Below are 12743 nucleotides of genomic sequence, written 5' to 3' on the forward strand. Positions count from 1 at the left end.
TCTTTATTTTTTCGTTTCTAATTTTATGTTGATTTTATCTTTGATATAATCTGCCAAATAGAACATTTCTCTAGCAATTAATCGTACCGTTTCGTCATATTTAGTATTTTGAGAGGGAGTGTCATCATAGTACCTTGGGTCTTCAAAAGGCAGAGAGAATCTTTCATCAGCCCCCTGTACAATTGGACATGATTTATCTGCATCAGAACATACCATAATAGCTGTAAAATCTTTTTGAGGATTTTGATGGTCTGTATACTTCTTTGAATATAAAATATAAGAAGAAATACCATTAGAGAGCGTATAAACGGGATTACCTCCAGACCGAACACTTGAAGTAGTAAAGCCTACTCTATCTAAAGCATCCACTGCATTAGGATGGAATGCTGTAGCTTCTAAACCACCTGAAAAAACTTGTATTCCATTAATACCATAATAAATGGCAGCTGTTTGAAGCCAAAGCTGAGAAATATGACTTCTACGAGAATTATGCGTGCAAATAATAATGACATTTGTTTTGCCATCTTCTTGAATATCATTGAGTAAAAAATCTCCAATTTCTTTTAAATCAGTCCTTCGACTTTCATCAATTAGATGAAACTCTTTAACCACCTGATTGGTGTATTTTTTTAACTTATTATTAAAGTTTTGGGCTTGAATCGTATTGCTCATATTTAATAGTAATACGAAAATGATGGAGAATAACATTTTAATTTTCATACTATTTAATTTTTAATGATAGAAAATACATAGAACATTTCCCGAGCAATATCCCTACATCGCTCATCATATTTTACTTCTTGCTTAGCAGTATTGTCATACTCTTTAGGATCATCATATGGAATAGATATCCTTTTAGCAGCAGTAGGTATAAATGGGCAATTTGCATCAGCATGAGAGCAAGTCATTATAGCCGCAAAGCCATTTTGCACATTGAAACTATCATGATAAGTTTTCGAGAATCCAATAATTGCAGGTTGATCAACATCATATTTGATGCTGTAAACTGGATTGGCACCTTCGGATAGTTTTTTGATTTCCAACCCTGCTTTTTTCAGCGCATGAGCTGCCATGTGATACATAGCAGTTGACTCCGTACCACCAGAATAGGCGTAAACATTTTTAATTCCATAATAGAAAGCAGCTATTTGTGCCCAAACCTGAGCAAAATGGCTCCTTCTGGAATTGTGAGTACAAATCAAAATTAGATCGGCTTTACCCTTTTCTTGTAAATTATCCTGCAGAAAAGCTGTTAACTGTTCAAGTAATGTTTTACGCTCTAAAGGAATTTGACCAAATTCAGTTTTAAGCTCGTCAATGTATTTTTTAAGTTGTTTATTTTCCATTCTGAGTTAATAATTAGCAAAGTGTAACAGTAAATCCATGAATTTGTAATATTGCAATATTACGATATGTGTGATTAAATTTTTTTAACAACAATTATCTGTATTAGGATTCTGAAATTGATTAAATAATTCATTGAATTGTATTTTAATCTCTTCCCATCTAGTTGGACTAATACAATAATTTATTCTCGATCCTTCAATATTTCCTTTAATAATACCAATATCTTTTAATTCTTTAAGATGTTGACTAATGGTGGCCTGAGCCAGTCCCAACTCCTGAACTAAATCTCCATTTATACATGCGTTAGATTTCAATAAATATTGAATAATTGCTACTCGCGCAGGATGAGCAAATGCTTTTGCTGCAATAGCAATTTGATTTTGATCTTCTGAAAAAAGGTTAGTTTTAGATATCCCCATTTATTTCAATTGTGTTATTGCAATAATACGATTGATTTTAATTTAATGCAAATTATTTTAATGATCGCCTTATTAAGCAAATAGCTATCACAACTTATTATAATTAATTAATGTAGAACATTTTATGATAAATGTATATACCCAATATTACTAGCAAAAACCCAATGAAGTTTGTTATAGTCGTAAAAAAACCAATAAAAAAAACCAACATTCCTGCTAATAACGTTTGTTCGGAATATCTAACCAACTCCATTGCAGAAAGACTCTCAATATCTTTGGAATATTTATAAAGCTCTTTGTCAATAGTTATTTGAGCTACCAATATCCATATAATTGCTACTTTCAATATAAGTAAACCGATGGAATTTATTATTGGATGATGAAAAACATCTAGAGGAATGAACAAATAATATAAATCTGGAAATAGCGAGTAAATAATTGTCATAAAGCTAAATACAGAAAATATAACCCAAAAATATCCACTAACCCTTTTTAAGCGATTATATTCCAATATGTTATCAACATCATATATATCTTTAGCTATTTGTGTGATTTTTCTAAAATGTCTCCAAAAAATAGTCAACCAACAGGCAACTAACATAATTGCAGGGAGGTATATTTGTAAATCTGGATCAGTCATAGTTACTGTGCTCTAAATAATTTTTATTTAAATGTCTTACTACTTAATTGCAAATTTCACTATATAATCAATAGGATCATTATAACTTTCATCTAGGTAAAGAAATACTCCTTCCTTCTGCTGCTTAAATTTAATTTTTTGCCTTCCATCAAAAGAAGTAGCTGAAATTATTTTTTTATTTAATTCTGGAATAAATATATAAGATTTATTATTTGAGTTTAAAATATGTACATATAGTATGTTATCTTTTTGAGTAATAGTTCCCCATTCTTGAGGTTGAATTACTTTACCTCTAGTACCATATATACTTTCACCATATTGTTGAGTCCACTCCCCCACTTCTTTAAGTGTGTTTACAAATTCGGGTTGTATTTCTCCATTAGGCATTGGGCCTATATTCAATAGAAGATTGGCATTCCTTCCTGCTGTATTAATTAAGTAATGTAAAATCTGTTTTGTAGACTTATAATTGTTATCTCTAATATTGAAACCCCAAGTCTTATTCATTGTTTCACAAGATTCTAATGGAAGTTCACTAACTTTAACTCCTTCATTATATCCACTTTTATTATCTCCTGGTAAATCTCTCTCAAACATCTGAAAATCTTCTCCTGCAATAGGAGTCATATGATGATTATTACCTATTAATGTTTTAGGGCTTAATTCATGTATTAGTTTATAAATTTCATCATAATGCCAATTAGCATTTTTACGCTCCCAATGTCCATCAAACCAAATTGTCCCAATTTCACCATAGTTGGTTAGTAATTCTGTCAGTTGGGCTTTCATAAAATTTATGTAATTTGCCCAATCTGTATCTTCGGGTGAACCATCAATTATTTTTTTATTAAACCCATAATCTTCTCTACCCCAGTCTAACAAAGAATAATAAAAATTAAGTTTGATACCTTCTTTTTCACATTCCTCGGCAAGTTCTTTTAAAGGATCTTTGCCATAAGGTGAAGCTTCTATAATATTATAAGAAGAGGCATCTGTCTTAAACATACTAAAACCATCATGATGGCGGCTAGTAATGGTGATATATTTCATTCCTGCAGACTTAGCTATTTGAACCCATTCTTTAGCATTAAAAGATTGTGGATTAAAAAAATAGGCTAGTCTTTTATAACTATCATAGGGAATTTTTTGTTGAAACATCACCCATTCCCCATCTCCTAAAACACTATAAATACCCCAGTGTATAAACATGCCAAACTTCATATCTTGAAATTCACTTCTTTTAGCTAAATTTTCTTCAGTAGGAGTATAATCAGGCATAGAATATGGGTATTTTTGTGCCTGGCTTAAAAAGTATAATAGATTTAATAAAAGTATAAAGATCGCTTTTTTCATTTTACGTGTTGGTTATAACATGTTAAGATAATTATTTCTAAAAATAAATCACCTCACAGTTTTTTTATACGTAGTATAGCATTTAACCACTAAAATCTAATGCTCTGATATAGATTGTTACAACACAAAAAAATAGAATAATAGGGAATTATCCTAAAGAATAAATTCACTTCAGGGTTCATTTTCATCAATACTCATTGGTTTATGTGTTTTTAACCATTCTTGACCTTCTTTTGTCAAGAAAAAATCCATCCACATATAATACATTTTTTTGTTTTCGGCTACAGTTACCCAATGACTGGAGCCAATAGGTATATGTAACAAAGAGTATTCTTTAAACTCAGTTGAAGCATCATCTGCATGCACGATAATATCATTATTAGTTAATCCTAAGAATAATTGATCAAGCATAGGATGCTTATGAGCTCCTACCTCATCGGGTCCCACAGCCTCAACAGTTCCAAGTGAAACTCTTGGAATAATATCAGCAGGTAACACTGTTCTACTCACCGTATTAGGACTTTTTATTTTTTCAGTATATGGCTCACAATCTTCAAATCGTGTAAAAAAGAGATCATATTTATTTTCTTCAGGAAAATTTTCTATATCTTGGCTTGACAATTTTTTTGTAAACATTAAATAATGTAGTTCTTCGCTATTAGATAATTCAAGTTGGAAACTGCTATTTTTATTCATCGGAATCGCAATTGATTCTGGAACAGTATGATATGACATAGAGTCAGTCTTGAGAAAGCCACTTCCTTTGATAAATATTAACATTGTAATACTGTCTTTAGGAAAGATTAGTGTTTCTTTTATTGGACCAATAAAAGCTTTATGCTCAATTTTAGTATCTATTATTTCTCCTTCTAATAATTCTTCTGTAAAGGTTTGCGCACTTGAAGAGAATTCCATTTTTAAGTCCTGAACAACAATTTTTGGCGACTTATAGCTCGAGGAACATGACATAGTAATAATACTCAGAACAAATATTAACGTAATCGATTTATATTTAAAGAAGTTTACATTATTCATGGTATGTATATATTATGATTAATACATTAATTTTAGAGGTAAATTCTGTTCAGTAATAATCTGACCTGAATTCAAGATATTATTATTAGACTCAGAATTATTTTTGGCCCCCCAAAGTCTAGCTACAAACTTTACTTGATTGTCTTGAAACTTATTTTCGGTAATATTTACATGAATTATTCCATATGTATTAATCAAAACACTGCTTTCCCCATCATTGCCGCAATTAGTAAATGAACTCCCTTTAACAACCAAATTACCTCCTACAGTTGACTCATCATAACCGCCACGATAATAATCAATGATATTCTTATTGATATGATCAAATTTACAATCTATGATTAAAACATTTTCTGCATTGTATTCTCCCTTGTCATCGTCCTCTTCAGATAATTCAATTCCATTATTAGAATTTTTGATTTCTGTGGATTCAAACTTTATATACTCAGCAAATGAAAATTTGTATGCTTTAAGTACATAATCAAAATTGGATATCTCACAGTCTTTTATACTCAAATTGTAATGACTAGACATATTTTCTTTCAAACTCGCAAAAGCGTAATTATTCATATTACCTTTTAGAGTAATTGAACTCAAAGTAAGCTTTCCTTTCGGGTTCATTTCAAATGCAGGAGTTTCTGCAGCACCAGAGTAAGCAAGAACTGTTTTAGAGCTTGTATTAGCAGCTTTAATGATTATGTTCTTATTAATTTTAATTGATTTATAAAATTCAAGATGATTAGTTGCCAATTCAATTGTATCGCCATCTTGGGCAATTTCTAAAGCTTCAATTATTTTCTCAACTGAACTAGCTGAATATTTTTTATTGCCACTATTATCTTGAGTAGAATTAAACCAATATGGTCCATACTTCGACCAATCCATCATTTTTGGTTCTTGCACGTTACTCTCATTTATAGCACCAATTGAATTGCTTTCTTTTCTAGAGTATCCTAAAATATCTTGATCAATATGATCAAACTCAAATCCATTATATACTTCTGCATTATATAAATTGACAGATGGTATTAAAAGGTTTTCCTCTAGTTGACTCATGTAGAAATCCATTTCTTCAAGACCATCTACCTCTCTAAACTTTACCTCTTGATTGTTGATCACATTGTTTTTAAATTCAATACCATCAATTGAATCATAACGAATTATAGGTATTTTGTCTCCCTTAGAATTGTATACTAAATTATTGGCTACTATTGTTCTTATAGGTGCCTCAGATCTAATTTCAGAAGGAGGTAATACATCTTTTTGGTCTGTATTTGAACCTACTCCAAATTGCCATGGAGATGTGCAATTAACCCATGTATTATAAGCAACTACTACATCAGTTACTTGAAAATATCTATTAACAGCAGGTCGTTTAATACCATTCATCATAGCAAGTGGAGCTCTAAAAATCTTGCCATGGAGATTATAGAAATAATTATTAGTCACCCAATGACCTGTCCCAATGAGACGTACACCTCCCACTTGTGGAGAGTTTTCATCTCCTATAAAGAAGTTCCCATCAATTATACAATAATTACCATGTCGGGTAACTAATGATCCTTGACTTTTATAAAAAACATTATTTCTAAATTCATTAAAATTAGATTTACTAGAAATAACTTCAACCTCACCATTACATTTATTGAAAAGATTATTAGTAATAAGTGTATGACTTGGGGTCATTGATGTACTACTATTGCCAATTTGAATTGTTTCTGCACTGGGGCCACCTTTTGGTGGACGTGGGCCAAAATAATTATCGTTAATTTTATGATAGTTTTTTATACTTTTATTTCCTTCTAGATCTATTCTTATTGTAGGTCCTCTATTAGATTTTCCTGCTAAATAGCAATGGTCGAGTTGATTATATCGACCCATAAAAAGTACCCAAAGATCTGTCATATCACGTTGAGTTTTATTAAAATCTTTAATTACACAATTTGTTACTCGACAATTATTTGCAAGAGTATCTTTATTAATAAAAAACTGTATAACAGATTGTGATGGTGAGGCACCATTAGTAAAATAAAGCCCTTTTACAACAAGATATTCTCCACCCAATTTTAGATCCGACTTTCCTTGAATGATTACTTCACCTGGAGTTTCTGCTCTAAGTGTAATAGGGCGATCATTTGTACCAACACCATAAAACTCAATCTCGACATCATTCCATTCACCATTAGCTAGTATAATCTCAGTACCAGGTGTTGATTGTTTAATTGCATTCCTTAATTCATCAAATCCCTTCACATAAATACTCTGACTGTTAGAGTTTCCTTTACAAGAACACAACAGAAGAATAAAACAAGTTAAAAATAGGTTGTTTTTCATTTTCGATATTATTTTCTCTTGAAATTAGAAAAGATATATTAGTAGTTCAGCTTAACATCTGAGTTTTTGAATCAATGTTAGACAATCTTATACCTTTATCTTCAATTCTTCAAAATCTCTATTATTTATCACTTCTGAAGAAATTAGTTTTGATCCCATTCCAATGCAATGAACACCAAGTTCAAACCAACCTTTAAGAGGTTATCTCATTAGGAGATACTCCTTCTATAGGCATTATACTTGCATGAATGGTTCTTTAACTGCTTTGACAAATTCTTGCCATTATTCAATCCAATTTAATATTTTGTTGAAATCGTAATTTTCAGGGTTTGATACATACTTTCGTGCTTGTTCATAATCCTTCTTTTTAAGAAAATTCATACTTTCAAAAAATAACTTTGCTATTTGTGAATCCATATCTACAAGCCTTGGAGGTATCTTTCCATTTTTCTCAAAATCAGCCAGAAACAATGGTTTAATATCTCCTGTAGAATTTGCACTAACAATACAACCACTAACCCCTTCATCGTATAGTTTTTTAACTCCAAGTCCTAAAAGGGAACACAGAGTAAGGTCAAAACCTATTGGCCGACAGCATCTCAATTCATATCCCAATTCAACTGGTCTAGTTTTAACAGTAATACCTATATTGTGTAATTCTTGTTGAAGCATTAAATTAAATATATGAGCTTTACTCACATTTCCTAACTCTGGATGGCCATGATCATCATAAGTAAAATTGATACCTCTCTCAACAACTTCATTCATATCAAGAACATGAAATACACCTTCGCTAATAAGAGTTACTCCATATTCAACACCCATGAGTTTTCTTTTAATTATTGAAGAGATCATAAGGTTGATGATTTTTTTTAAAGATATTTCAGTTTTATTAAACATCTCTGGTATAATCATCATAGGAAAATGACATCCAGTTGCTATGCCAAATGCTAGATGTCCAGCAGAACGCCCCATTGTAGAAAGAACGAACCATTGCCTCGCAGTTCTTGCATCTTCATAAACTGTATTCCCAATTCTTACACCTTCATCTTTTGCAGAGTGAAACCCAAATGTTGGGTTTCGGTCAGGAAGAGGCAAATCATTATCTATAGTTTTTGGAACATGTATGTTGCTAATATTTATACCTTGATTTAATAAAAATTTACTAACACGATTAGCAGTTGAAGCAGTATCATCTCCTCCAATAGTCACCAAAAGTTTTACATTTTCTTTAATGAATATTTTAGCATTAAAATCAGCGTCTTTTGGTTTGAAACGTGACATGATTAATGTAGAGCCACCTCTGCTAGCAATTCGATCTGCATGGTCAAAGTCAAATTCTTTTGTCTCATATTCATCAGAGAATAATCCCTTATAACCATGATGAACACCAAGTACTCGATAACCATCTTTTAAAAATACCTTAGCTACAGTTGCAATTACGGTATTTATTCCAGGTGCTGGTCCACCCCCACATATTATTAATACTGAAGGGTTCATATTATATATTTAAGTAAAATGTTGAAAAACTTATCTTATTAATTATCTGGAGACTCTACCTGAAGCATCTCCCCCCATAAGCTTTTCAACTTCTGAAACAGTTACTAAATTAGCATCACCTTTAATAGTATGTTTTAAACAAGAAGCTGCTACAGCAAAGTCAAGTGCATTTTGATCGTCTTCAGGATACTTTAACAATCCATATATCAATCCTCCCATAAATGAATCTCCTCCTCCTACTCGATCTACAATATGTGTGATCTGATACTGTCGTGTTTCCAACATCTTTTTGCCATCATATAACACTCCAGCCCATGAATTATGAGAAGCAGAGATTGATCCTCGAAGTGTAGTTATTACTTTTTTAGCCTTAGGAAATTTTTTCATCATTTGCTGACAAACAGATAAAAAAGCTTCTGCTTTAACATTATGACCCTCTGTTTGTACAGAAATACCTTCTGGTTTAATTCCAAAATGCATTTCTGCATCTTCTTCATTTCCGAGCACAATATCACAATGAGCTGTAAGTTTTTCCATTATCCCTTCACGTTTTTTATTATCACAGTATTTCCATAGTTTAGCTCTGTAGTTTAAATCTGTTGAAACTGTAAGTCCCATTTCACTTGCTATAATTACTGCCTCAAGGCAAGCATCAGCAGCACTCTGTGAAATTGCAGGTGTAATACCAGTCCAATGAAACCAAGTAGCTCCGTCAAACACTTTCTCCCAATCTACCATACCAGGTTTTATTTCTGACATAGCAGAATTAGCTCTGTCGTACACCACTTTACTCCCTCGAGACACAGCACCAGTTTCAAGGAAATAAATTCCTAATCTTTCTCCACCCCAAACGATATTATCAGTTTTAACTCCTCTCTTGCGCATTTCCATCATTGCACATTTTCCTAAATCATTTTCTGGAAGTCTTGTTATAAATTCTACTGGTACACCATAGTTTGCCAGTGATACAGCCACATTTGACTCACCACCTCCATATATAACATCAAAACTATTTGCTTGTGAAAATCTCAAGAATTCTTGTGGGGCTAATCGAAGCATAATTTCCCCAAATGTTACAACTTTTTCCATTTCTTTATATCTAAATATTTTTTATAACTTTTATCTTGATTATATGATAAGTATGATTTTAATCCCTCACATGCTGCTTTAAACTCATCAGTTAAAAAAAGGAGGGGGATAAAAAAGAGTTTTGATCAGTATTATTTTTTCAGTTTAAAACCCATAGTTTTATTGAAAGAGTCACTATTGCAATCAGCAAAAATACTTTGATCCATTTTTCGTCTTTTTTTATGGAGAAATAACCCCCAAGCCAGCCTCCTAAAGAAGTCCCAATTGCCAATGCAAAGCCAATTTGCCAATGGATTAATTCATTGAATATAAAAATTATAAGTACTGCGAGCGTATAAATAAATGCTACAATAACCTTAATACTATTAATCTTAGCCATAGAAAAGCTGTGTATCTTATCTAGTGCGAAAATCATAAAAAAGCCGACTCCTGCATGTATAAACCCTCCATAAACTCCTATAAAGAAAAATACAATTATTCCAATCCAGATATTTTTCTTTTCATTTATGATGATACTAGTAGTTCGTTTTTTGGGTGATCCAAATACAATTATTAATCCTACTACTAACATAATAATTGATAGGACTCTATTAAAGATTTCTCCTTTGATATCTAATGCTAAAAAGCCCCCTAAAACTGCACCAGGTATTGCGGCTAAACCCAAGTATATGCTGTACTGAAAATCAACTATTCCTGATCTTCTGAATTTATTGATTGCAAAAACGTTTTGCAAAAGTATGGCTACTCGATTAGTACCATTAGCCATAGCTGGTGGTAACCCCATGAAAATTAATAAAGGTAATGTTAACAAAGAGCCACCCCCTGCCACAACGTTTAGAAATCCAGCTGCTATGCCAACAAAAGCTAAAATGAAAGAATCTAGTAAATTCAAAACTAAAATCTATTGTAGCTAATTAGCTATTATTTCCTGAAACCTATTTATATTCCTAAAGCTTGTCCTCCACCTATTTGAATGGTCTCTGCAGTAATAAATGATGCGTCTTTACTAGCTAAGAAAGATACAACTGAGGCTACCTCTTCAGGTTCACCTAATCTTCCTAATAAAATATTGTTTTTCCATGATGCAAATACTTCTGGTTTAGTTGACTTAATCTGAGCATGAAATGGTGTATCTATTGTTCCAGGAGAAACTGCATTTACTCTAATTCCATATTCAGCTAAATCTTTTGCCAATGCTCTTGTAATAGCATGAACTCCTGCTTTAGAAGTTCCATAGATTCCGGCACCAGGTCCACCAGCATTCCAACCAGCATTTGAAGTATAATTAATTATCGAAGGATGATCTCCTTTTTTAAGAAACGGAATAGCTGCTCTTGAAGTAAAAAATACTGAGTCTAGATTTAAAGCCATAACAAATCGATAGAACTCCGTGGTCATTTCTTCAAACCTTGATCTTCCACCTAATCCTCCTGCATTGTTTACCAAAACATCAATTTTACCAAATTTTTCTCCTATGGCCTTTATATTTGAGATAACAGCCTCTTCATTAGTAACATCAAAACCATAATACTTTGCATTAATTCCTTCATTACTAAGTTCTTCTATTCTTTTTGCTCCTGCTTCATCATCAATGCCATTCAATATAACAGTATAACCATCTTTGCCTAATCTTTTAGCAACTTCGAAACCAATACCACCAGTTGCACCTGTGATTATTGCTACTTTATTTTCTTGTTCCATCTAATTTTTTATTTAAAATGTTAAGTGACTTGTTTTTTTTAATTTAATGGGTTCTATTTTTCCACATAAAATCCATACTCCAGCAAGTGCAATGAGAGCTAGTGCAGCCCCGATTACAAATGCAGGTGTATAATTTCCTCCCATAGTTAACCATGGAACCAAATAAGTTAGCCCCGCTGCAGTTAGCTTTGCAGCCATTCCTGCAAAGCCAGATAAGGTGCCTACAGATTTTCCGCTGAAAAAATCACTAGGTAAGGTTTGAACATTTCCTATTGTCGTTTGGAAGCCAAAAAGGATAACAGCCATTATCAATACAGCAGTGATGGGTTCACCAGGATTTGCCATGGCAATCAAAGCAGGAAGCATAATTAAACAACCCAATGTGATCACAGTTTTTCTTGTTCTGTTTACATCCCAGCCTGCTTTCATTCTATTTTGAGCAAATAAACCTCCGAACCATGCACCCAACATTGCTCCAACATATGGCACCCAACCATAGATACCAATTCCTTTTACATCCATTCCATAAACCTCAGACAGGTAAATTGGGATCCAAAAAACAAATAACCACCATATTGGATCAATAGCCGCTGAGGCTATAATTACTCCCCAACTTTGCTTGTGAATTAATATTTTTTCGGATGGTGCGTCTTCAATTTCTTCTCCATCACTTATTTCTTCGTTTTTTTGTCCATCTAAAATATATTTACGTTCATTATCTGTAATCCATGGGTGATGTTTGGGTGGTGATTTCACCATATACATCCAAGGTAATAGCCATAAAAAACCGGCTATACCAATAAAAATAAAAATCATTTGCCAATGGAAATAAACTGTCAAAAAGGCAATAAGTGGTATAGAAATAATTCCGCCAACTGCAGCTCCAGAATTAAACAATCCTTGAGCAAAAGCACGCTCTTTTGTAGGAAACCATTCAGCATTTCCTTTTGCTGCTCCGGGCCAGTTTCCTGCTTCAGCTATTCCTAGAATTGACCTAAATATAGCAAATCCAGCAAAGGATCGGGCCAAGGCATGCAATGCAGTAGCCACTGACCATATACCTATTGATAACCCAAATCCCAATCGAGTCCCTATCCAATCGAAGATTTTACCAAAAATGGCTTGACCAAAAGCATATGAGAAAACAAAAATTACTGAGATTAGTGAGTAAATTTCTTTTCTTTCATCAAGTGTTTTGTCTGGATAAAGCTGTTCTGAAATTTCTGGCCAGAGCACATTGATAGATTGTCTATCAATGTAATTGATTATAGTAGCAAGGGCAATAAGTCCAATCACCCACCATCTAAGTCCCTTAACTTTCATAT

At 32.6% G+C, this 12743-nt stretch carries 12 protein-coding genes; all 12 read right to left on the reverse strand.

All coding sequences use genetic code 11. The features are described 5' to 3' along the window. Positions 1-3: 3 nt before the first annotated feature. Positions 4-720 (reverse strand): low molecular weight phosphatase family protein, encoded by a 717-nt coding sequence (locus OQ292_RS34355; RefSeq protein ID WP_284688660.1) that lies wholly within the window; start codon positions 718-720, stop codon positions 4-6. 5 nt (positions 721-725) lie between these two features. After that, entirely contained in the window at positions 726-1346 is a 621-nt protein-coding gene (locus OQ292_RS34360) for an arsenate-mycothiol transferase ArsC (RefSeq protein ID WP_284688661.1), read from the reverse strand. Positions 1347-1430: 84 nt separating this feature from the next. Beyond that, positions 1431-1766 (reverse strand): ArsR/SmtB family transcription factor, encoded by a 336-nt coding sequence (locus OQ292_RS34365; protein ID WP_284688662.1) that lies wholly within the window; start codon positions 1764-1766, stop codon positions 1431-1433. A 103-nt stretch (positions 1767-1869) separates the two neighbouring features. Further along, complete coding sequence (locus OQ292_RS34370; RefSeq protein WP_284688663.1) at positions 1870-2406, reverse strand: hypothetical protein; 537 nt, start codon at positions 2404-2406, stop codon at positions 1870-1872. 39 nt (positions 2407-2445) lie between these two features. After that, on the reverse strand, positions 2446-3759 hold the full coding sequence (locus OQ292_RS34375) for an alpha-L-fucosidase (RefSeq protein ID WP_284688664.1): 1314 nt from the start codon (positions 3757-3759) through the stop codon (positions 2446-2448). Positions 3760-3930: 171 nt separating this feature from the next. Next, positions 3931-4674, reverse strand: coding sequence for a hypothetical protein (locus OQ292_RS34380; RefSeq protein WP_284688665.1), 744 nt, complete (start codon positions 4672-4674; stop codon positions 3931-3933). A gap of 138 nt (positions 4675-4812) precedes the next feature. After that, positions 4813-7128, reverse strand: coding sequence for a chondroitinase-B domain-containing protein (locus OQ292_RS34385; protein WP_284688666.1), 2316 nt, complete (start codon positions 7126-7128; stop codon positions 4813-4815). A 282-nt stretch (positions 7129-7410) separates the two neighbouring features. After that, complete coding sequence (locus tag OQ292_RS34390) at positions 7411-8628, reverse strand: 6-phosphofructokinase (RefSeq protein ID WP_284688667.1); 1218 nt, start codon at positions 8626-8628, stop codon at positions 7411-7413. 42 nt (positions 8629-8670) lie between these two features. Then, positions 8671-9717, reverse strand: coding sequence for a sugar kinase (locus tag OQ292_RS34395; RefSeq protein WP_284688668.1), 1047 nt, complete (start codon positions 9715-9717; stop codon positions 8671-8673). A 139-nt stretch (positions 9718-9856) separates the two neighbouring features. Next, on the reverse strand, positions 9857-10609 hold the full coding sequence (locus OQ292_RS34400; RefSeq protein WP_284688669.1) for a sulfite exporter TauE/SafE family protein: 753 nt from the start codon (positions 10607-10609) through the stop codon (positions 9857-9859). Positions 10610-10656: 47 nt separating this feature from the next. Beyond that, entirely contained in the window at positions 10657-11418 is a 762-nt protein-coding gene (locus OQ292_RS34405) for an SDR family NAD(P)-dependent oxidoreductase (protein ID WP_284688670.1), read from the reverse strand. A 12-nt stretch (positions 11419-11430) separates the two neighbouring features. Continuing rightward, the gene (locus OQ292_RS34410; RefSeq protein WP_284688671.1) at positions 11431-12741 is read right to left on the reverse strand and encodes an MFS transporter; all 1311 of its coding nucleotides are present in this window, start codon (positions 12739-12741) and stop codon (positions 11431-11433) included. Positions 12742-12743: the final 2 nt, after the last annotated feature.

The sequence above is a fragment of the Chondrinema litorale genome, assembly GCF_026250525.1.
GTDB classification, from domain to species: Bacteria; Bacteroidota; Bacteroidia; order Cytophagales; family Flammeovirgaceae; genus Chondrinema; species Chondrinema litorale.